This is a genomic window from Pseudomonas sp. MWU16-30323 (assembly GCF_020515595.1).
Classification (GTDB): Bacteria; Pseudomonadota; Gammaproteobacteria; order Pseudomonadales; family Pseudomonadaceae; genus Aquipseudomonas; species Aquipseudomonas yamanorum.
The window spans coordinates 161,282-182,782 of record NZ_JAIWYM010000001.1 but is presented as its reverse complement, the minus strand read 5'-3'; the positions used below and the strand labels follow the sequence as shown (position 1 = coordinate 182,782).

Sequence of the window (21,501 nt, the reverse complement as noted above, 5' to 3'; positions counted from 1 at the left end):
CGCGCAAGAATGCCCTTCCCAATGAGATTTCCATGAAACGTTTCGTTCTGCTGGACACCACTCCGATCCCCGACAACGGCGGTGCCTTGTGCCTGTTCGAATACGGTGAGGATTTTGTCATCAAGATTCAGGGCGGTGACGGTGGCCAGTTGATGAACACGCGCATGCACGGTTCCGAGGATGCATTGGCGGAGATTCCGTGCCGTAAAGTCGCCGGTCGGCCCGGCTCGCGGGTGTTGATTGGCGGTCTGGGCATGGGCTTTACCCTGGCGGCGGCGCTTAAAGCTTTGGGCAAGACTGCCGAAGTGGTGGTCGCCGAACTGGTGCCCGGCGTGGTGGAGTGGAATCGCGGGCCACTGGGGGAAAAGTCCGGCCGCCCGCTGCTGGACCCGCGCACCGTGATCCGCCTGGAAGACGTGGCCAAGGTGCTGCAGGCCGAGCCCCAGGGCTTTGACGCGATCATGCTGGATGTGGACAACGGCCCCGAAGGCCTGACGCAAAAAGCCAACAGCTGGCTGTATTCCGCCGGTGGCCTCAGCGCCTGCGCCAAGGCCCTGCGGCCCAAGGGCGTACTGGCGGTGTGGTCGGCCAGCGCCGACAAGCAGTTCAGTGACAAACTGCGCAAGGCCGGCTTCAAGGCCGAGGAAGTGCAGGTGTTCGCCCATGGCAACAAGGGCACGCGGCATACCATCTGGATTGCTGAAAAGCTCAAGGGCTAAACATTCACTGCGCCGGCCGTAGGTCAGATCGACCGGCGCAGTCGATTCAAATGCCTCAAGCCTTCCAGCACCAACACCACCACCGCCAGCCAGATTGGCAGGTAGGTCATCCATTGGCCCGGCTTGAGGCTGTCTCCCAGCATCAGCGACACGGCCACCAGCAGCACCGGCTCCGCGTAACTGAGCAAACCGAACAGGCTAAACGGCAACAGCCGGCTGGCCAGGATGTAGGAATAACCCGCCGCCGCACTGACCAATCCCATGAGTGGCACCAGCCAATAGAGCGCCGGGCGTTGCGCCAGGGTCTCGCCGATGGGTTCGCCACCGAGGACAAACCACAGCGCGACCGGGATCATCAGCATCATGTCCAGCCACAGTCCGCCGAGGTTATCGGTGCCACAGCGCCGACGCAGTACGAAATACAGCGGATAACCCACGCACACCACCAGGGTGGTCCAGGAGAACCCGCCCGTGCGGTACAACTCATTGGCCACACCCACCGCCGCCAGCGCTGCGGCAATCTTTTGCAGATGTGAAAGGCGTTCGCCGTAAACGATGCGGCCGGTGATGACCATGGTCAGCGGTAACAGGAAATAGCCCAGCGACACATCCAGGCCGTGACCATTGAGTGGCGCCCACATGAAGATCCACAACTGCACCCCCACCAGCGCACTGGTGACCACGACACAGGGCAGCAGCGCGGGTTTCTCCCGCAGCCGCTTGTAGATCAACGGCACCCACTTCCAGTCTCCGGAGAGGCACAGCAGCAACGTCATGAAGGGCAGCGAAATGAGCATTCGCCAGCCAAATATCTGCTGACCATCCAAGGGTTCAAGAAGGGAGGTAAAGAAATACAGCACGCCAAACAGGAAGGAAGCGGAAACCGCCAGAACAACACCTTTAGACACAACAGCCTCTACAAAAAATTGCATATGTTTGATTGAAGCAGGCAGTTGTATTCACGTAGCGTGAATATAAGCGAGATGAACATCAGAAGTTTATTAACGAGCGCCACAACTTCATAACTTACGCAAGGCAATAATCCTGAACTTTAAAATTATATAAGCCAGGCAACTCGTCGAATTTTTATTATTCGCACGACGATCATCAGACACTTCAACCTACCCAACTTCGGTTATTTGAAGCAGCGCGCTCTGGACGAGCGACTCTGATTTGAAACGCCACAATATCAGCCATATGGGGTTGATACCGTGAAGGGGAACCCGGTTGACGGGGAACTAACAGTCGTCAGGAAAGACCTGAGACACTGAACATCTGGCGCTACTGCAGAGCACACTAACGGCAGCTGGCCAAGAGGCGCTACATTAAAGAAACCGGCAAAGTTAGTCCAACACTTTATTACCCAAATCCTATTTAAATCAGCAAGGGCATTTAAATCGATATTCGCCAGGCCATTACTGTATATTCAGCCGTTATACGTCCGATAGAAACGGCGCCAGGCCGCCCCTGTCGGTTCGTCACTTACTTGCTCCTGCTGTCGATAACGTAGGGCACTTTCTTCTTGAAGGTATCATCCAGCTCTTTGCGGTTGAGTGACGTAAATCCCCCTAACTGCCCGGCGCTGAAACCGCTGTCCCCTACCGGCGCATCGGGCGCGAGGCTGACCATGCGCTTGGCCACCGCCTCGATTGCCTTTTCATACCCGCCCTGCTTGTTCAGGTTGAACCCACTCAGGTCAATCTGCGTGCGCAACCACCCTCCCCAGTAAAACTCCAGGAATTCCGGCACCACCGCACCAGAGGTCGGCTTGCCGTAGGACGCCTTGCGGGAGAAGTAAACCAGGCTGCGGAACATGTCGTCGCCCAGGTCCTTGAAGCCCAGGTGTGCCGGAATTTGCTCAGGCGTGATGGTCTTGCCCTGGCCGTCATTGAGCCAGACCTTGCGGCCCTGCTCCATGCGTTTCCAGAACGTCGCCAGGTCGGGACTGTCGCTGAAGTTATCGGTGACCCGCACCCACATCTTCAGTTTGGCGCCGGCACCTGGCTGCTCCCACAAGGTACTGAACGAATGGTGGCCGTCAGTGAGGTACAACTGGCCAGCAGGGCCGACCACCACGGTTTTCATGTCTGCCGGGTGAGTCCCCACCAGGTCTTTGCAGGTAAAGCTGCCTGGTTTATGCAGGTCGGCATCTTTAGGCACCTTGCTGGCTTCGCCCTGGCCATTGGTTTCACAGTATTCGTCAAACACCTTCTTGGGTGATTCGGCAAACACCCCCAGCTTGTAATGGATCTGATCAAAGCCAATCACCGCCTGGGTAGGGTGGAGCTGCTCCAGCGCCACATCAATCAACTGGCCCGGCTGGGGCGTGGAAAACGCCTGGGCTTGAACGCTGAGGACGAATAACAGCAACGCCCACCATCCTGTATGCATCCGCATGAGTACCGCTCCTTATGAATTCAGTTCGCCGATACTACAAACAATCCCCACCACCTGCGTGTACTGCCGCTGAAAAAGCCGGAGGTTTATTACCCCGCAAGCAGCTAGAATCAACGCTATCCGTGATCCACTAAAAGACAGGAGCCATGATGAGCTCGACCAACCCGCCCTCCCACACCGCCAAGCTGGACCGCATCCTCGCCGATGCCCAGCGCGACCGGGAAATGGGCTACCGCGACAAAGCCCTGAAGATGTACCCCCACGTGTGCGGCCGCTGCGCCCGTGAATTCGCCGGCAAGCGCCTGAGCGAACTGACCGTGCACCACCGCAACCACAACCATGATGACAATCCCCAGGACGGTTCCAACTGGGAGTTGCTGTGCCTGTATTGCCACGACAACGAACACTCGCGCTATACCGACCAGCAGTATTTCGGCGAAGGCTCCACCAGCAGCCCGACGATTGCCAAGGCGACGCATAACCCGTTTGCGGCGTTGGCCGGGTTGATGAAGAAAGACGACTGAGTATCTTCGCTGAATGTGACGGCCTCATCGCGGGCAAGCCCGGCTCCCACAGGGGATTGCATTCCAAATGTGGGAGCCGGGCTTGCCCGCGATAGCGATCGCCCAAGCAATACATTAGCCCGAGGCCGTATAATCGCGGCTTTTCTCGAAGGCACCCTTTCCCGTGGGCAATAAACGCTACAGCTGCATCGGTCTGTACAACCCCAAATCCCCCGAAAACGTCGGTTCGGTGATGCGCGCCGCCGGCTGCTACGGCGTGGCCTCGGTGTTCTACACCGGCAAGCGCTATGAGCGGGCCCGGGACTTTATTACCGACACCAAGAAGGTCCACCACGACATTCCGCTGATCGGTATCGACGACCTGAAAAAGATCCTGCCCCTGGGCTGCATCCCCGTCGCCGTCGAGCTGGTGGAAGGCGCCCGCCCTCTCCCCGAATACACCCACCCCGACCGCGCGCTGTATATCTTCGGCCCGGAAGACGGCTCCCTGGACAAGGAGATTCGTGACTGGTGTGAAGACGTGATCTACATCCCGACCACCGGTTGCATGAACCTCGCCGCCACCGTCAACGTGGTGCTTTACGACCGCCTGGCCAAGGGCAACAACACCCGTTCAGGCCCCAAATACTGATTTTCCGGGAACATCCGCGGCCTGTGTGCAGTCAGCTGCATATCAATCAGCCCTTGTTGGAGACAGATCATGAGCGACAGCAAAACCCTGCGACCCGTTATCCGGTCCACACCGTTCGAGCGCCAACCCACGCAAAACGTCCAGGGCTGGGAGCGCATCGGCTCACTGGCCGGCGGCGTGGTGATGATGGGCAAGGGCCTGCGCCGTGGTGGCTTTTTCGGTTTGATCCAGGTGGCGATTGGCGGCGTGGCCCTGGCACGCGGGATCAGCGGGCACAGCTCGGCGAAAGAGTTGCTGGAACGCAGCCGCCAGGAAATGAACACCGTGCGGACCAAGATTGAACGCGCCGGTGAGGAACTGAAGAACCTCAAGACCAAGGCTGAAGTGGCGGCTGAAAACGCCAGCAAAACGGCGGGTTAACCTCGATCAAATGTGGGAGCGGGCTTGCTCGCGAAAGCGGTGTGTCAGGTGATGCATAGTTGACTGACAGTCCGTATTCGCGAGCAAGCCCGCTCCCACCTTGGTTTCAGTGCAGCAGTTTGGTATCGAGTACTACCGACGACTCGCCAATAATGCTCTCCCCCAACTGCACAAACTCCTTTGTGCTGATGCTGTTCATGCGCATCACCGCCTGGGTCAAATCATCCAGCGAACGCTTGTTGTGGGTTTTCACACGAATCTCGCGGTCCAGCTCCTGCAACAACACCACTGCCCGCGCCACTGTCGCACTGTTGGCGTGCTCGACCCGCAGGGTGGTCACGTCCTTGCCTTCCTTGGCCAGCCGGGTCTGGAGCGCGGCATAACGGTCGTCACTGATGCCGCCCGCACGGCGCATCAATTCAATGGCGTAGTACTGCGCCAAACCTTCGCTGATCCAGTCGCTGCCCTGGTGGTCGTTGAAGCGACCGATGGCCTGCACCACTTCGCGGATTAACGGGCTGCTGCCGTTTTCGCTGACCAGCGGCGTACGGCTGTTGAGGTAGATCGAGTCCCGCGCCGAGTACACACCGCGCCGCATCGGGTCACTGGCGCCCACCACCAGGAGTTTCGCCGGGTGCCGCGGGAATGCCGCCTGCACTTGCGGCCAGACGAACGTCAGCAAGGTCAGCACATCCATGCGATGCATGCCCTGCCCTTTGGGCGACGCCACGGTGATTTCGGTTTCCCCCAGGCGCATCCTGCGGCTGCCCAACGTACCCGCGAGCATCCAGCCGGTGGGCCGGTCAAACAGGCGGGAAACATTATCGATGCGGAATTTATGCTTGCCGATGCGTGGCCAGGACGTCTCGACGCTTTTCCAGCCGGCGGGCAGTTCAAACACCAGGCGCGACACCAGTTCAATACCGTCCTGCTGATCCAGGCGCGCGGTGGGCACCAGGTCTTCGCCACGAAACAGCGCCCAGCTCGGGGTCATGCGTGCTTCGTAGACGCCCTTCTTGCGGGCGTGGGTCAGGCGCACGCGGTAGGTCAGGCTGGCCTTGTCGGCACTGGGTTGCCACAGGCCACGGCTGGCGCCCGGCGTATTGCCCGGCAACACTTGCCACTGGCCATCGGCCTTGAAATCGCTGTAGTCGCCGTCACGGCCCAGGTCGAAGTTGAGGCTGCGCACCGCCGAGCCCTGGGACAGGCTCAGGCGCACCTCTGCCTGATCACTTTGGGGCAGCAGCTTGACGTGGTAGTCCAGGTCGACTTTCTTCGCCCAAGCCGACGTACTCAATGCCAACAACAGCAGGCTTGCCGCCAGCCGGGCTCCAACCGTCATACACACTCCTTCTCAGCCCGCGCGAAAAATCAGGTAATCCTCCCAGTCATCCTCGGGCACGCTGCCTTCGCTGAGCATGCGCCCGGACTGGGAAATGCGTTCCTGGTGCACAGCGTCGCGATCACCGCAGACGAGGTGGTGCCACAGCGGCAAGTCCTTGCGCTCACTGACCAACCGGTAACCGCAGGTGGGCGGCAGCCATTTGAACTGGTCGGCCTGGCCCGGAGTGAGCTGGATGCAATCGGGCACCGAGTCGCGACGGTTGGGATAATCGGTGCACTGGCAGGTTTTCAGGTCCAGCAGTTTGCAGGCGATACGCGTGTAGTAGACGCTGTTGTCGTCTTCATCCTCGAGCTTTTGCAGGCAGCACAGGCCGCAGCCGTCGCACAACGACTCCCACTCATCCTGGTCGAGTTGTTCGAGGGTTTTGCGGATCCAGAAAGGTTCGACTTTGGCGGCCATGGCTCTACATCAATATCGGTATGTTAAAAGGCCGCCAGTCTAGTGCCCATGGCTTCCGGGGCCAAGCGCTTACGACTGTCGGTACAACAAGACTTGTCAGCCATCCAGCGGCGAAGTAGTTTTAAACCCCGTTTTTCATCAGGATCAGCTCAATGAGCAGCAACCCTCGCGTCGCCGACTACCCGATCCACCCACAATTCACCGACCGCTGGTCGCCGCGCGCCTTCACCGGCGAAAGCATCCCGGTGGAGACCCTGTTGAGCTTCTTCGAGGCCGCGCGCTGGTCACCCTCGGCCTACAACTCGCAGCCATGGCGTTTTCTCTACGCCCGTCGCGACACGCCAAACTGGGAGCGGTTCCTGGGCCTGCTGAACGAATTCAACCGCGGCTGGGCGCAGCATGCCTCGGCCCTGGTGATCGTCGCGTCGAAGACGACCTTCACCGTCCCCGGCGCCACCGAAGAAACCCCGGCGCTGTGGCACACCTTTGACACCGGCTCGGCCTGGGGCCACCTGGCGCTGCAAGCCAGCCTCAGCGGCTGGCACACCCACGGCATGGCCGGTTTCGATCAGGAACTGACCCGCAAGGAGCTGAAGATTCCTGAAGGTTACGCCCTGCACGCAGCCGTGGCGATTGGCAAGTTGGGGGACAAGTCGACCCTGCCCGACTACCTGCAAGCCCGGGAAACCCCGAGCCCGCGTCGTCCATTGAACGAGCTGGTGTCCGAAGGCGACTTCAATCACCAGGACTGACACGCTCTGACAACCCTTGACGGTCGCTTCAAAACCCTGCTGCCATCACAGCAGGGTGCACCCGCCACAAGTGTAGCTACGCCTTGGCGACCAGCGCGTAATAGGCCCTGCGCAGCTCGTCTCTATCACGCTTGTACAAACTGGCGAGAAACGGTGTCATGTCTTCAAGCCCGTTGGCGTTCAAGTCCACTGGATAAATTTTATTATCCCTCGCCGAATACAGGAAATTGCTCAGCTGCAGATCGTTGTGGTAAAGATTTTTCTGCTCCATACGCCGAAACGCGTCATCCAGTAAAAGCCGCGCCTCTGGGGGCAAACTTCCCCTCGCCAGGGTATTAACGTCCACCCCGTCCAGTTTGCCCATTTTCAAATAACGACGACCATCCTCAAATATCGTCGTTGCAAAGCCGTCACCGTAATAGCTGTTCAGGCACAGGGTCTCGTTATCGACAAAGTCGTCGGCAGCCGTCATGGATGAAGGGCCATAGTCCTTATAAACACTTTTACCGTCGAGACTTTCGTAGATCGTCCCCTCGCCGCCTCCGCCAATTTTTGGGCCCAGGTCCGATGCCACCGAAGGCGGGTTGCCGCCGCGGGCACCCAAGCGCTGCCATTGGTCCCCCTGAAGGTGCTGCACCAACAGCGGCGTTTGCCGGTTGTTGTGATAAATCTGCGCCTGTACGGCACCGTCGGCGGTGCGAGTCACTTGCCGCACTTCGTAGACCGCCGTGTTGCCGGCGGTATCGGTATGGCGGATATGAGACACGTGACCGTCTGCCGCCGCATAGATCCCCTGACTGTTGCGCGCAAGCCCGGAAATGTTCGATTCAGCCACGCCGTAGTCGCCAAACAACCGGTTGTTCAGGGCGCTGCCTGACTCGGCAGGCCTCGTGATAATCGCGCCATCCATCGCACTCGTTTTTGCGGTGAAACCTTCAAGCGGGCTGCCGTACGGCCTCATCCTATGCACATCAAACGCATACCATCGACCGTTCTGGAGTACCGCACCTCCATCAACGTTTTGCCCCGCGACCTTGAAAGTACCCGTCGCCGCTGCGTCATGGTGTTTGCTGGCCGCTTTCAACAGGTCATAGCTGCCACTCGCGCCCTTGAGCTTGTTGACCACCTCTGCACCCGTCGCGCGTACAAGGTTGGCGCCTTTGCCCAGCAGTCGGGCACCGCCAGCGACCAGATCGCTGAAGCCATCCAACGGGTTGAATGCCTGAATGGCCGCCACACCGACGACCTTTGCCACTTGAATGGCCTTGGCGGCAGCGCTGGCGACCTTGGCCCCCGCCTTCGTCACTTTCGCCGCCACACCCGCGCCCGCCGTGACGAAACCAAACACATCCAGCGCCAGGTCACTGGCACCTTCCAGGTGGTTGCCCTTGGAAAAGTTCGCAATGGCTGACCTAAGCGGAATCAGGTCGAGAAAAAAGTTGGTGACGTTCCACTCGGTTGCCATCTGCTTATCGAACGAGGTTACGCCCCGGGCATAAGCCTTGACGTCATCACTGTCGAGATCGAGGTGCTCAACAAAAGCGTCGGCGATGTGCTGCGTTCGCGTACTGGAAAAACTGATGGGCGGCGTCGATAAGCCCGCCTGGTTTTTCGGGCCAAGGGCAGCCTCATTCACGGCCTTGGGATTGAAGTGTTCCGTCTTGAACGTTTTGTTGGCTTGCCGCTCTCGTTTTGTTGTTAATTCAGAAGCTGGCACCGCGCTGATTGCAGCTGCTTTCAAGTCAATTTCATAAACGGCGTCGCCATTTCTTCCGGTCGCCTTGACCCACAACTTATTGTCCGCCCCCCGCCTTTTTTTTGAGGTGAAGTCGACGCCAAGTTCATAGGTGTTTTTCTGAAAAAACTCGAGTTTTCCAAACTCAAGGTTTTCTCTGTCGGCCAATGGAAGTGTTGCGACAAGGTGCCTGATAGCGCTGCGAACCCCTTGCTTGCGAGAGGCGATCGCTTGCTCGAACTGTTCGTTGAAGACTTTGTTCACGCCGAAATCAAGGCGCTTGCCTTTGATCGCCTCTGCAATGTGCGGGTCCCTGCTTTCCCATGTGTAGTGGCCAAGTCCGCTCATGGCGATGTCCAGCAACGAGTAAAGCCCGGCGGGTGCCCGGTTCGGATCGTAAAGCGGTTGGGCTGACGGTTGTTTCGAGTCAACGACCTTCAGTCGTTTCTCTTCAAAGGGTACATGCTCGCCAAACCGCTCTTTCAGGTGGACCAGTGCAATGTCTTTACGGCTTGGGATATCGGCTTCCAATAACCCGGTAGCCGCAAGCGTCAACTTCAGTTGTGCGTTGAATGCCGTCCTTGCACGGTCTATCTCGACGTCGCTGTAACTGTCACTGGGCTGCCGAGTGACAATCCCGTTGGCCACGCCCCAATCCACCAATGCCGCCTTCTGTGCGTGTTCGGCGGCCGCTCGATTCGTCACGATCGCGTTTTCAGCGCTGGACATGACCTGGGCAAAGTTCATGTGCGCCACCTTCCCGGGGAACTGCGCTTCTATGGCCGCAGCTGCGACCGCGAGGCTTACCCAGGCCGGGCTGCCGTAAGTCACGCGGTCGGGAATGCCCTTGATCAAAAACTCGGGGGCCTTTCGTGCCAGTAACAAATAGGCGCCGGCCTTGGCCATCTCGGGACTGGTCTTGTAATTTTCGTGCAGGTAAGTGCTCAGGCGCTCGAGCACTGTCGAAGCCGGCCTGCCCCAGTGGGCGTGTTGCGCGAGGTCGAAACCTGCCACACGGTTTCGGTGCGGCGCCGTAATGGACTCGGGGTCCAGCAGCAGGTGGATTGCGCTCAGTGCGTATTCGTTCACGCTGGTATCGGTTGCGACGCCCCCGAGCTGATCCTGGATGGCTTGCCCCAGTGCCTGCCCGCGGGTGGAGCTGACGAGGGTTTCGAGTGCCTTGGCAGGATCAGCCAATGCCTCGTCCGACAACGGCCGGTTCGCGTTCAGATATTCCAGTATACCCACGCTTGCGCCGATGTGCGGTGCATTGGGGTTCTGGCTGCCATGGTCGGTAGCCGCCGCCAGCACCCTGCGCTGTTCACCGGCGCTCATGGGAACAGGCCAGGACAACCCGCCGCCAAAATTGCCGAGCGGATGCTCCAGTGCCCTGTCACTCACCGCGTGGGCATGACCGGTCAGTTGAAAATGATTGGTGGGCAACCCCAAGCCGATACTTCTGAGAAAGGTCTCTACCGTCGCCGCTTTACCCGCCCGGATCGGGTAGGACGAGTCGGGGTGTATTTGCATCGGTGTCGTTTGCAGCGCGGCCAGCACCGCTTGAGGGCTGGCATTCACGCCAAGACGGCTGGCGATTTCGTTGAGCTTCTGGCCCAGTGTCCGCAGATTCTCGCGGTCGCCCAACGCCGCGGTGAGACCGGATTGCCGGGGGACTGGGGCGCGGGACTGCGCGTTGAAATCGGCCGCGGCGACCAGAGCAGAGGGCAATAGAGGGAGCGCCGCCGGCTCGGTGGAAAGAAGGGAAAGTTGCGGAGTGACCCGTGGAGGGAGAGACACAGTGCCAGCATTCAACATGAGAATGTACCCATCTAAAGAGGGGTACGAGACTCACATACGACCTGTAAAACCGACATCTGATTAGTGTTTGCAGAAATTTGTAAACGCCCGGCAACATGCCTGCCGGGCTAGCGCACTATCAGTAACCGCGCTCGAAACTCACTTCCCCGCGCAACGTTTCCTGCGCCTGATACGCCCGCAAATTCTCGACAAACAACTGCACCATCATCCCCGGCGAAGTCGGCGCCGAGCTGTGGCCGGTGAGCAGCAAGCCCCAGGCGGTCCAGAACGGATGGCGTTGGGGCAATGGCTCCTGACGGCAAACGTCAATCACCGCGCCGGCCAGATGGCCTTCCTTCAACGCTTCCACCAGGTCCGCATCGACCACCGCTACACCGCGCCCGACGTTGATAAACAACCCGGTCGGCTTGAATTGCTTGAACAACGCGGCGTCGTACAAATCATGGGTGTTCGGCGTGTTGGGCAGCAGGTTGACCACATAGTCCACCTCGCCCACCAGGCGCGGTAACTCTTCGAGCCCGGCGACTTCGATAAACGGCGCCTGCTCGCGGGCTTCGCTGGCGATGCCATACAACTCAACACCAAACGGCAGCAGGAATTGCGCAACGCTACGGCCGATATCACCGGTACCGACGATCAGCACCTTGCGCCCCGCCAGGCTCTGGCCCATGCGGTTGTCCCACTTGCGCTCGACCTGGCTGACCAGCCGCGCCAGCACTTCACGCTCATGGCCAAGCATGTAAGTCAGCACGTATTCGGCCATTACCTGGCCAAAGATACCCACGGCGCGGGTCAGGCGGTAATCCCGGGGCAGGCCTTCAGCCAACAGCGGCGTGATGCCGGCCCAGGTGGACTGCAGCCATTGTGGCTGGTGGCCCTGACGCAGCAAGGTGGCCAACAGGTCCGGCTGGCCCAGCCACACCGGGCAATCGGCCGCCAGGCGCGACAATTCGGCGGAGTCGCCGCTGGTCATGACCTCAAGGTCCGGCGCCGCTTCGCGCAGCAGCCGGGCGTACAGCGGGTGATCGTGTTCAGCAATCAGAACGCGCATGGTTCAAACCTTTCAAAAACACTGCAGGCGGCCGCCGACGCAGTTCGCTGTCCGTTGCGGCCACCGCCAAAAATTGAATTCCATTGATGATGTGCCCCGAACGGGGCACTGACCGATCACATCGGGTCATTACGTCGCAGCAGCTCTTCGGGCAAGTGTTCGATGTACTCGTCCTCGGCCGGCGGCATTTGCAGGTGGTAACCCTGCTTCTCGAGGTTCTCCAGAACCACGGTGATGTCCTCGCGGGACAGCTTGCGCTCCGGGCTCAGCACCAGGTCAAAGGCGTGGTGCGGCTTGCCGAAGGCAGCCAGCAGACTTTCCGGCACGCGCTCCAGGGCATCGCTTTTCAGCACGTAGAGGTACATCTCGTTTCGTTTGAGGCTGCGATAGATGGAGCAAATACGTTTCAAGGCTGTTCTCCGGCATTGGCCAGGCTGTCCAGCAGTGCCTGGCCCATCAATTCGCGGCGCCAGCCACGCAGCGAATCTGGCAATTGGTAAGGCCCCTCGGGGTAGCCGCTCTTGACCAGGGCTTCGAGGGTTTTCTTGCGCAGCATCAGTTCCGGCGCCATGTCCAGGCGTTCAGCCTCGGCCTGGCCCAGGGCGCGCAGTTGCTTGATCAGCGTGGCGGCGTCCACCGGCAATGGCTCGGCAACCGCCGGTGGCCATTGGTCCATGGGCACGCTGCCGGCGCGCTTGATCAGGCCCAGCAGGAACTCGCCGTCCTGGCGCACGGTGCGCGGGTGCATGTCTTCGATCTTGCCCAGCGCGGCGAGGTTATCCGGCTGGGATTTGGCCAGGGGCCATAACGAGTGTTCACGAATGATCCGGTTGCGCGGCAAGTCCCGGGCACGGGCCTGCTGCTCCCGCCAGGCGCACAGTTCGCGCAATACCGCGAGCTGGGCACGGGACAGTTTCCAGGCCAGCTTGGCGTCGCGGTAGACCTCGTACGGGTCGACTTCGCGGCGCAGGTTGGCCACCAGTTCGGCACCGTCTTCCAGGACCCACGCGTATTTGTCGTCGGACAGCTTCGGGCGCAGGCGTGTGTAGACTTCCGCCAGGTGCACCGCGTCTTCGGCGGCGTAGCTGATTTGCGTCTCGGACAATGGCCGCTGCAGCCAGTCCGAACGGGTTTCACCCTTGGGCAGGTCGATATCGAGGACGGCTTGCACCAACCGCGAATAGCCCATGGAGAAACCGAGGTTCAAATACGCCGCCGCCAGTTGGGTGTCGAACAACGGCACCGGCAGGCTGCCAGTCAGGCGCAGCAACACTTCCAGGTCTTCGCTGCAGGCGTGCACCACCTTGATCACCGCCGGGTTTTCCAGCAAGGCGGCCAAGGGTTGCCAGTTGTCGATGGTCAGGGGGTCGATCAGGTAAGCGCGAACGCCATCACCAATCTGGATCAGCCCGGCAATGGGATAAAAGGTGTCGACCCGCATGAATTCGGTGTCGAGGGCGACGAATGGCAACTGCTGCCATTCGGCGCAGTGCTGGCCGAGGCTATCGTTGTCGCAGATCCAGTGAATATCGATGGCCACACGGCTCTCCCTTGAAGAATGGCGCGCAGTATATATCGCGAAAGGGAGTTGCGAGCATTCGCAGTACAGCATCCGCCATGAAAACTCTTACAGGAGCTGAAGAATAGTCCGACAGCCGGTACTTATCCTCTCTTGCGCAGGACGTACACGCGCCACATGGCCGAGCCGGGCAGGAATTCCTGTTGATTGAGGACCTTGAAGCCGGCCTGGCGAAACTCCGCTTCCACCTGCGCCCGGTTGCTGGCAACTGCCGCCAGTGCGGGCTGCACAGCCCGGTAGCCGCTGTCACTGTTGACCGAGACGATCACCGTGTCACGGCTCACCCGGTGAAACTCCCCGAGCAGGGCCAGGCGCCCTTCTGCCGTGGGCACATGGCGAAACAACTCCAGGCAAAAAATGCAGTCCACCGCGTTGGCCGACAGGCCGATGGAAAACGCCGAGCCCTGGAAGGTCTTGATCCGCTTGAGCAATCCCGGCGCGTGGTGAGTGCGGGCGTGGTCGAGCATGTCTTGGGAGTTGTCCGAGGCGAGGATCACCCGGTTGCTGTGCTCGGCCAGCACCGGCCAGAACCGCCCGGTACCGCATGCCAAATCGAGGATCAGCCCCGGCTCGCCGGCGATTTTCAGCGCGCGGCGCACCAACCGCTCATCGCGCCACAACCCCAGGCGCCGCAACAGGCCCGGCGGACGTGTGTCCGCGCAGACCCGGGCATGCTCCTGGCCTGTGCGTTCGGCAAATTCAATCTCGATGGAAGACGGCGGTTGCGACGGCATCACACGACTCTGTTAATGGATCAGACATTCGCAGCTTAACCACCGTCTCGTGAAAAAAAGGTCGAAGGATTGTTCACCGTTCATGCAGAACCAGTATCCAGCCCGCTGCCTGTCTGTTAACTGTCTGTGATCAAGGCCTTCATCTTCAGGCCTGATGCAAATACCAGCGCCAATCCTGCTCGCCCACCTCGCCCATGAACTGGCGGTACTCGGCCCGCTTGACCGCCAGGTACACGCCAAGGAATTCGCGGCCAAACGCCTCCCGCGCCCAAGCCGAGCCTTCAAGCGCACGCAAGGTGGTCAGCCAATCGGTCGGCAGCAACTCCTTGGCCTGGGCGTAACCGTTGCCTTCCACCGGCGCGCCGGGGTCGCGCTGTTCGCGGATGCCCCGGTGAATACCGGCCAGAATCGCGGCTGCCGCGAGGTACGGGTTGGCGTCGGCGCCGCAGATACGGTGTTCGATATGCCGGGAAAACGCCGGCCCGCCGGGTACTCGCAGCGTGACGGTGCGGTTGTCCACGCCCCAAGTGGCGGCCAGCGGCGCGTAGCTGTTGGTCTGGAAGCGCCGATAGGAATTGGCGTTCGGGCAGAACATCAGCAACGAGTCGAGCAACGTACTGAGCATGCCGCCCACCGCATGGCGCAACAGCGGCGTGCCGTCGGGCGCTTCGCTGGCAAACAGGTTATTGCCGTCGCGGTCCGCCAGGCTGACGTGCATGTGCATGCCGGTGCCGGCCAGGTCATCGAAAGGTTTGGCCATGAAACACGCGGTCATTCCGTGCTTGTGGGCCACGCCCTTGACCAGGCGCTTGTAACGCACTGCTTCGTCCATGGCTTGCAGGGCATCGCTGCGATGTTCCAGGGTGATTTCCACCTGGCCCGGGGCGTATTCGGAAATCGCCGTGCGCGCCGGGATGCCCTGGAGTTTGCAGGCGCTGTAGAGGTCGGCGAGAAACGGTTCGATCTGCTCCAGTTCTCGCAGGCCGTAGACCTGGGTCGAGCGTGGACGGCCGCCATCGACATCCCGCGCCGGTTGCGGGCGGCCGTTGCTGTCGGGCTTCTGGTCGAGCAAGTAAAACTCCAGCTCCGCCGCCATCACCGGGTAATAGCCGTCGGCCTTGAGGTCGTCGATCACCTTGGCCAGCAAGTGCCGGGGATCGGCCACGGTGGCGGGCATGCCTTCGGTAGGGTGCATGCTGACTTGGACCGCCGCCGTCGGGATCAGCCGCCACGGCATGCGCTGCAAACTGCCGCTGACCGGGTAGGCACGGCAGTCGATATCACCGACTTCCCAGACCAGCCCGGAGTTCTCCACGTCGTCGCCATTGATGGTCAGGCCGAGGATGGTACTCGGCAGCGGCCGGCCATTTTCATACACCGCCAGCAGTTCGTCGCGGTGCAACAACTTGCCCCGGGGCACGCCGTTGTTGTCGAGGATGAACAGCTCGAACATCTCGATATCCGGGTTCTGCTCAAGAAAGGAGTGGGCTTCGTGCAGGGTCGCAAAGGGCGTGTTCATGGGCATTCTCATACGTTCGCGTCAGGCAGGCGCGCAGGCGCTGCCGGGCAGATGCGCGGGGCATCCATGGGGCCAATCAACGTAGGAGAAAGGTGTCCGGTGGGCGTGCGTGGCGGCAGTGCCACAGCGCCCAGAAGGCGAGTTCGGAGGGAAGCGCATCAGCGGTGATCCGACGACGATCCGGACGGCTGGACGCGGTAGCGCCTGGCGATGTCTCAGGGTGTGTGTCGGGGGAACCGTCCATGCGCAAATCACAGTGAAGAGATGCCGGGCAGCCTCACACGCGAGGTTAAGCCGTTAAATCCAGTCTTGACGGAGTTTGGTTGTACCGTGGCTAAACATTTGCAAATAATGGCGCCCCTGCTCATGCCCAAGGACCCGACCGCATGAAAGCTTTGCTGACCCTTTCCCTGCTGGCTGGCCTGTCCGCCCAAGCTCTCGCCGACAGCCCCGTGTCGCGCCTGGATGAAGTGCTCCAGCGCGGTGAAATGACCGTCTGCACCACCGGCGACTACAAGCCCTACACCTATCTGCGCCCGGACGGCAGCTACGAAGGCATCGACATCGCCATGGCCCAATCCCTGGCCAAGAGCCTTGGGGTGCAGGTGAAGTGGGTGCCAACCACCTGGAAAACCCTGATGCCGGACTTCCTGGCCCAGCACTGTGACATTGCGGTGGGCGGTATTTCGGTGTCCCTGGAGCGGCAGAAGAAGGCATTTTTCAGCCAGCCATTGGGCGTCGACGGCAAGATCCCGCTGGTGCGCTGCGCCGATGTGCAGCGCTATCAGACCGTCGAGCAGATCAACCAGCCGCAGGTTCGGGTGATCGAGCCTTCGGGCGGCACCAATGAAGTGTTCGCACGGGCGCACTTGGGTAAAGCGCAACTGACGCTGTTCCCGGATAACGTGACGATTTTTGAAGAGCTGCTGGCCAACAAGGCCGACGTGATGATCACCGACGCCAGCGAAGCCCGGTATCAGCAAAAACTCAAGCCGGGGCTGTGTGCGGTGAACCCCGAGCGGTACATGCAGTACAGCGAGAAAGCGTTTTTGCTGCCTCGCGATGACGTGGCCTGGAAGAGTTATGTGGACCAGTGGCTGCACTTGAGCACGGTGACCGGCGTGTACGACGGCATCATCAATCAGTGGTTGGCTGCGCCCTGACCAATTCAACAAATGCCCTGCACGCGGCACTGCGGTAAGCCCCCTTGCGACTGAGCAACGCCGCCGTGCGTTGCGGCAACGGCGGGCTCAGCGGCATCGCCTGCAACCCCGGCTGCACCTGGGCAATGGCGCTGGGCAGGATGGTTGCCAACGCCGTGTTGCGTACGATTTCGATAATTGCACTGATGGAATTGGCCTCCATGGCAATCAGCGGTTTCACCGCCTGGCTGCGAAAATACTCATCGATATAGCGGCGTGTGGCGAAGCCCGAGTTCAGCAACACCAACGGTTGTTGAAGCCATGACTGTTGGCCGATATCCGAATGGCCAGCACTCACCACCACACTCAACGCCTCGACAAACACCCCTTCACATTCGATATCCGGCAAATGCTCGCCGGTGAAACCGATGCCGATATCCAGTAAATCCTCGGTCAGCGCCGCCTCCATGCGGTCCTGGGTCAGTTCCTCGACGCTCACCGTTATGCCCGGGTACAAACCGTTAAAACGCGCCAGCAAAGGCCCGATCAAGTAGGCGGTAAACGTCGGGGTCATGGCCAGGCGCAAGTTGCCACGGCTCAAGTCCTGCACGTCATGCATGGCGCGGGTGCCGGCCTGCAGATCCTGCAAGGCCAGGCGCGCAAACCGTACATAGGCCTCGCCCGCGTCGGTCAGGCTGACGCTTCTGCCGGAGCGATCCAGCAGCGGCGCGCCCAGGGTATCTTCCAACTGCTTGATCTGCTGGGACAAGGTCGGCTGCGACACATGCAGCGCCTCCGCCGCCCGGGTGAAATTACGGTGTTCGGCAACGGCCAACAGGTAGCGGATATGACGCAGCAACATGGGTGGCGCTCCAACTATAGGCATGACTTATAGAAACCATAATAAGCCGGTCTTGGACGCTATAGCTGAAAACTTCCATCCTTGCCCCATCAGCGACGCAAGGAGAACCACCATGCAAAACCTCATCGACGGCTTTCGCAAGTTCCAGGGTGAAGCCTTCACCCAACGCAGCGACCTGTTCAAACACCTGGCGACCACGCAAAACCCTGGCACGTTGTTCGTGTCCTGTTCCGACAGCCGTGTAGTACCAGAGCTGTTGACCCAGCAGGAACCCGGCGACCTGTTTGTAATCCGTAACGCCGGCAACATCGTGCCGTCCTACGGCCCTGAGCCCGGTGGCGTGTCGGCCACCGTCGAATACGCAGTAGCCGTTCTCGGCGTCAGCGATATCGTGATCTGCGGCCACTCCGACTGCGGCGCGATGACGGCCATTTCCACCTGCAAATGCCTTGATCACTTGCCTGCCGTGGCCAACTGGCTGCGCCATGCCGAGTCGGCCAAGGTGATCAACGCCGCTCGCACTCACGCCTCCGATGCCGACCGGCTGAACTCACTGGTGCGGGAAAACGTGGTCGCCCAACTGGCCAATCTCAAGACCCACCCCTCCGTGGCCCTGGCCCTGGAACAAGGCCGGCTGAGCCTCCACGGCTGGGTCTACGACATCGAAAGTGGCGGCATCGACGCCCTGGATGGCCGCAGCGGGCGCTTCGTGTCACTGCTGGACAACCCGACTACCCGCGCCCACGCCGCCTGAACCTTATTCAACCCCAAGAGGAAATCATCATGTTGCAATCCCAATTCGCCCAATCCCCACGCCTGGCCCTGGCCGACACCGTCATCGACATCAAGGCGCGCAAGAACCTGTCGTGGCAGGACCTCACCGACGGCACCGGCCTGAGCCTGGCGTTCGTCACCGCCGCCCTGCTCGGCCAGCACCCACTGCCGAAAGACGCTGCCGATGTGGTCTGCGACAAGCTCGGCCTCGACCAGGACGCCAGCCGACTGCTGCAAACCGTGCCCCTGCGTGGCAGCTTCCCCGGCGGTGTGCCGACGGACCCGACCATGTACCGCTTCTATGAAATGCTGCAGGTCTACGGTTCGACCCTCAAGGCCCTGGTGCACGAGCAGTTTGGCGACGGCATCATCAGCGCGATCAACTTCAAGCTGGACATCAAGAAGGTCGAAGACCCGGACGGCGGCTCCCGCGCGGTGATCACCCTGGATGGCAAATACCTGCCGACCAAACCGTTCTGATTTGCCGGTAAACCGTCTACGCTCTTGGCACACCAACAAGAACGAGGGACGGGTAATGAAGGCAATGCTCCGAGCCACCTGGCTGCTGCTGTTGTGTTTTGGCCAGGTGCACGCCGCCACCGCTGAGGAGGCGGATGCCCAAGCCGCCAAGGCCTTGTTGGAAAAGGCCTTGGCGTATTACCAGAGCAATGGCGACAAGGCCTTTGCGGCGTTCAGCCGCCAGGGTGAGTTCGTCGACCAGGACCGCTATGTGTTCGTGGTCAACACCAAGGGCGTGCTGCTGGCGAGTGGCGGGCCCTCTTCTGCGTTGATCGGGCGCAATGTTTCCGAGGTGCTGGGGCCGGACTTGAACAAGTCGTTCAAGGATGCGTTGGCGGTGCCTGAGGGCAGTGGCATTCAGCAGGCCGATTACCGTTGGCAGAACTGGAATGACGGTAAGGTGGAGCGCAAGCATGTGTATTACCAGCGCGTCGGGCAGCGGATTCTAGCCGTCGGCTACTACCTGCCGCGGGCTACGCCGGAACATGCGAAGTCTTTGCGGGACAAGGCGGTCAAGGCGTTGGAGAAGGACCCGGCCGGGACGCTCAAGGCGATCAACGCCATGCAGGGCGGCTTTTTGCAGGATGATCTGTATGTGTTTGTGGTTGACCTCGATACCCATCGCTACGTGGCCCATGGCACGACTCCGCGGCTGGTGAATACGGATTTCAGCAAGATCAAGGACCCCGACGGGAAGCCGGTGGGTGAGCCGATCCTGGCGGTCATGGCCGAGCAGGACCAGGGGGAATATCGATACCGCTGGAAAAATCCGGTGACCGGGAAGGTTGAGAACAAGCATGCGTATTTGCGCAAAACCGGACATTTCATGGTGGCTGTGGGGTATTACAGTCCGTGAAGGTCACCTATTTAAATGCTGTAACGCAATCGAATGTGGGAGCGGGCTTGCTCGCGAATGCGGTGTATCAGCCAGCCTATTTATCAGCTGACAGACCGCATTCGCGAGCAAGCCCGCTCCCACATTTAATCTTCATTGTTCCAACTATTTGGCCTTGTCTTCCCGCCCCCGCAACACCCGATTAGGCATGGCAATCGCCGCCGCCAACCCCAACAACGACACCCCGGCACTGACCATCAGCAAATGCCGAAAGGTAATCAGCAACTCCCCCCTCAAAGCATCCTGCGCCGGCCCAGGCGCCGCATTCAAACCATCCAGCAGCACATTCCCGGAACTCCCCTCAGCCACCAACGCCCCACTGGCCAAGTGCGCAAAACTGGAGTCCTGCAACAACGCCAGCAACAGCGCCGACATGCATGCCACCCCGACCGCCCCGCCCAGGGAGCGGAACAGGTTGGTGGTGCTGGTCGCCACCCCAATATCCCGCTGTTCCACCGAATTTTGCGTGCCCACCAGCGAAGTCGGAAACTGCATCCCGGCGGCAATCCCACACAGCAACATAAACAAACTGGTCACTGCCACAGCCTGCGGCGCACTGAGGGCCATACCGAGAATCGCGATCGGACTCAGCAAAGCCCCAATCAGAATCATCGGTTTATAGCGCCCGGTCACCGAGGTCATACGCCCGGCGAAGTACGCGCCCATCGGCAAGCCCATCGCCAGCGGCAGCAAGTGCAAGGCGGCGCTGTCGGCACCGGAACCGGTCACAGTCTGGTAGCGCAGCGGCATCAACACCGTCAGGGAAATTGCCTGGAAACTGGTAAAGAAAATCGTGCACCAGCACAACACCGCACTGCGGTTGGCAAACAAGTGCATCGGCAGCAACGGCTCCCGCGCCCGGCGTTCGTGCCACACAAACACCGTCAACGCCACCAGAGCGCAGGCCAACAAGCCCAGCACTTCATCGTCGCGCCAATGATGACCCTGGCCGATTTCGGTAATGCCCAGCAACAGCGCCGTCAAACCGACGATCATCAACACAGTGCCGAGATAGTCGATCACCGGCTTGCGCTGCGGCACCGGCAGCCCCACCAACGTGCGATGGGCCACCCACCAGGCACCCGCGCCCAGCGGCAAGTTGATCAGGAACACCCAGCGCCACGACAGGTACTCGGTCATATAGCCACCCAACACCGGGCCGGCCACGCTCGCCACCGCGTACATGCTGCTGAAGTAGCCCTGGTAACGCCCCCGCTCACGGGGCGGAATGATGTCGCCGATAATCGCCTGGCTGACCGAAATCATCCCGCCGGCACCAATGCCCTGGAGGATCCGCGCCAGCACCAGTTGCTCCATGCTCTGGGCCATGCCGCAAAACAGCGAGGCGATGGTGAACAGGCCCATGCCGATCAGCATCATCGGCCGGCGCCCGTACAGGTCACCGAGCTTGCCGTAGATCGGCACTGCCACGGTCATCGCCACCATGTAGCCGGAGATCACCCAGGCGAGCAGGTTGACGTCATGGAACTGGGCGGAAATCGCCGGCATGGAGACGGCGACGATGGTCTGGTCCAGGGCCCCGAGAAAGATCGCCATCATCAAGGCGACAAGGACACTGCGAACAGCAGGTGTGGCGGGCTGATTGAGGTTGGTCACGGCAGAACC

Annotated in this window: 21 protein-coding genes; 9 read left to right on the top strand and 12 right to left on the bottom strand. The window is 60.6% G+C overall.

The window, feature by feature from the left end:
• The first annotated feature begins 32 nt into the window (after positions 1–32).
• Positions 33–719 (top strand): spermidine synthase, encoded by a 687-nt coding sequence (locus tag LIY45_RS00900; RefSeq protein WP_017479184.1) that lies wholly within the window; start codon positions 33–35, stop codon positions 717–719.
• Between the two features lie 23 nt (positions 720–742).
• Here the strand turns inward: LIY45_RS00900 and rarD are convergent, their stop codons facing one another.
• Complete coding sequence (gene rarD, locus LIY45_RS00895; protein ID WP_226475018.1) at positions 743–1,627, bottom strand: EamA family transporter RarD; 885 nt, start codon at positions 1,625–1,627, stop codon at positions 743–745.
• A gap of 574 nt (positions 1,628–2,201) precedes the next feature.
• On the bottom strand, positions 2,202–3,116 hold the full coding sequence (locus LIY45_RS00890; RefSeq protein WP_226475017.1) for a ParB/Srx family N-terminal domain-containing protein: 915 nt from the start codon (positions 3,114–3,116) through the stop codon (positions 2,202–2,204).
• Positions 3,117–3,265: 149 nt separating this feature from the next.
• Here LIY45_RS00890 and LIY45_RS00885 point away from each other — a divergent pair, with 149 nt between their 5' ends.
• The 3 genes from LIY45_RS00885 to LIY45_RS00875 all read left to right on the top strand — a co-directional run bounded on the left by LIY45_RS00885 (position 3,266) and on the right by LIY45_RS00875 (position 4,691).
• Positions 3,266–3,640 carry a YajD family HNH nuclease gene (locus LIY45_RS00885; protein WP_003210675.1) on the top strand — a complete coding sequence of 125 codons (375 nt, stop codon included), beginning with the start codon at positions 3,266–3,268 and terminating at the stop codon, positions 3,638–3,640.
• Positions 3,641–3,803: 163 nt separating this feature from the next.
• Positions 3,804–4,271: an RNA methyltransferase gene (locus LIY45_RS00880; protein ID WP_003210674.1), complete on the top strand. Its 468-nt coding sequence runs from the start codon at positions 3,804–3,806 to the stop codon at positions 4,269–4,271.
• Between the two features lie 69 nt (positions 4,272–4,340).
• On the top strand, positions 4,341–4,691 hold the full coding sequence (locus tag LIY45_RS00875; protein ID WP_226475016.1) for a DUF2892 domain-containing protein: 351 nt from the start codon (positions 4,341–4,343) through the stop codon (positions 4,689–4,691).
• Positions 4,692–4,797: 106 nt separating this feature from the next.
• Here the strand turns inward: LIY45_RS00875 and LIY45_RS00870 are convergent, their stop codons facing one another.
• Both LIY45_RS00870 and LIY45_RS00865 read right to left on the bottom strand, forming a co-directional pair.
• Complete coding sequence (locus tag LIY45_RS00870; protein ID WP_226475015.1) at positions 4,798–6,033, bottom strand: hypothetical protein; 1,236 nt, start codon at positions 6,031–6,033, stop codon at positions 4,798–4,800.
• 12 nt (positions 6,034–6,045) lie between these two features.
• The gene (locus LIY45_RS00865; protein ID WP_010176530.1) at positions 6,046–6,495 is read right to left on the bottom strand and encodes a YcgN family cysteine cluster protein; all 450 of its coding nucleotides are present in this window, start codon (positions 6,493–6,495) and stop codon (positions 6,046–6,048) included.
• A gap of 152 nt (positions 6,496–6,647) precedes the next feature.
• Here LIY45_RS00865 and LIY45_RS00860 point away from each other — a divergent pair, with 152 nt between their 5' ends.
• A complete protein-coding gene (locus tag LIY45_RS00860) occupies positions 6,648–7,247 on the top strand; it encodes a nitroreductase family protein (protein ID WP_063032540.1) in 600 nt (199 codons plus the stop codon).
• A 76-nt stretch (positions 7,248–7,323) separates the two neighbouring features.
• On the opposite strand, the gene LIY45_RS00855 is transcribed toward LIY45_RS00860, so the two are convergent.
• The 6 genes from LIY45_RS00855 to LIY45_RS00830 form a co-directional block, all read right to left on the bottom strand.
• Positions 7,324–10,797 (bottom strand): hypothetical protein, encoded by a 3,474-nt coding sequence (locus tag LIY45_RS00855; protein WP_226475014.1) that lies wholly within the window; start codon positions 10,795–10,797, stop codon positions 7,324–7,326.
• Positions 10,798–10,918: 121 nt separating this feature from the next.
• Positions 10,919–11,851, bottom strand: coding sequence for a D-2-hydroxyacid dehydrogenase (locus tag LIY45_RS00850; protein WP_063032542.1), 933 nt, complete (start codon positions 11,849–11,851; stop codon positions 10,919–10,921).
• Positions 11,852–11,967: 116 nt separating this feature from the next.
• The gene (locus tag LIY45_RS00845) at positions 11,968–12,261 is read right to left on the bottom strand and encodes a YcgL domain-containing protein (RefSeq protein WP_003210667.1); all 294 of its coding nucleotides are present in this window, start codon (positions 12,259–12,261) and stop codon (positions 11,968–11,970) included.
• The gene (gene rnd, locus LIY45_RS00840; protein ID WP_226475013.1) at positions 12,258–13,391 is read right to left on the bottom strand and encodes a ribonuclease D; all 1,134 of its coding nucleotides are present in this window, start codon (positions 13,389–13,391) and stop codon (positions 12,258–12,260) included. The genes LIY45_RS00845 and rnd overlap by 4 nt, the downstream gene beginning before the upstream one ends.
• Before the next feature lie 122 nt (positions 13,392–13,513).
• A complete protein-coding gene (locus LIY45_RS00835; RefSeq protein ID WP_226475012.1) occupies positions 13,514–14,164 on the bottom strand; it encodes a class I SAM-dependent methyltransferase in 651 nt (216 codons plus the stop codon).
• 145 nt (positions 14,165–14,309) lie between these two features.
• Positions 14,310–15,683, bottom strand: coding sequence for a glutamine synthetase family protein (locus LIY45_RS00830; protein WP_226475011.1), 1,374 nt, complete (start codon positions 15,681–15,683; stop codon positions 14,310–14,312).
• Positions 15,684–16,069: 386 nt separating this feature from the next.
• Between LIY45_RS00830 and LIY45_RS00825 the strand changes: the two genes are divergently transcribed.
• Entirely contained in the window at positions 16,070–16,846 is a 777-nt protein-coding gene (locus LIY45_RS00825) for a transporter substrate-binding domain-containing protein (protein ID WP_226475010.1), read from the top strand.
• On the opposite strand, the gene cynR is transcribed toward LIY45_RS00825, so the two are convergent.
• Complete coding sequence (gene cynR, locus LIY45_RS00820) at positions 16,821–17,687, bottom strand: transcriptional regulator CynR (protein WP_226475009.1); 867 nt, start codon at positions 17,685–17,687, stop codon at positions 16,821–16,823. The genes LIY45_RS00825 and cynR overlap by 26 nt on opposite strands.
• Positions 17,688–17,799: 112 nt before the next feature.
• Between cynR and LIY45_RS00815 the strand changes: the two genes are divergently transcribed.
• Genes LIY45_RS00815 through LIY45_RS00805 form a run of 3 tightly spaced genes read left to right on the top strand, consistent with a single transcriptional unit; the run spans position 17,800 to position 19,836 of the window.
• Positions 17,800–18,441: a carbonic anhydrase gene (locus LIY45_RS00815; protein ID WP_226475008.1), complete on the top strand. Its 642-nt coding sequence runs from the start codon at positions 17,800–17,802 to the stop codon at positions 18,439–18,441.
• 29 nt (positions 18,442–18,470) lie between these two features.
• Positions 18,471–18,941: a cyanase gene (cynS, locus tag LIY45_RS00810; RefSeq protein WP_003210659.1), complete on the top strand. Its 471-nt coding sequence runs from the start codon at positions 18,471–18,473 to the stop codon at positions 18,939–18,941.
• 55 nt (positions 18,942–18,996) lie between these two features.
• Positions 18,997–19,836: a cache domain-containing protein gene (locus LIY45_RS00805; protein ID WP_226475007.1), complete on the top strand. Its 840-nt coding sequence runs from the start codon at positions 18,997–18,999 to the stop codon at positions 19,834–19,836.
• Positions 19,837–19,980: 144 nt separating this feature from the next.
• Here the strand turns inward: LIY45_RS00805 and LIY45_RS00800 are convergent, their stop codons facing one another.
• Positions 19,981–21,492, bottom strand: coding sequence for an MDR family MFS transporter (locus LIY45_RS00800; protein ID WP_226475006.1), 1,512 nt, complete (start codon positions 21,490–21,492; stop codon positions 19,981–19,983).
• Positions 21,493–21,501: the final 9 nt, after the last annotated feature.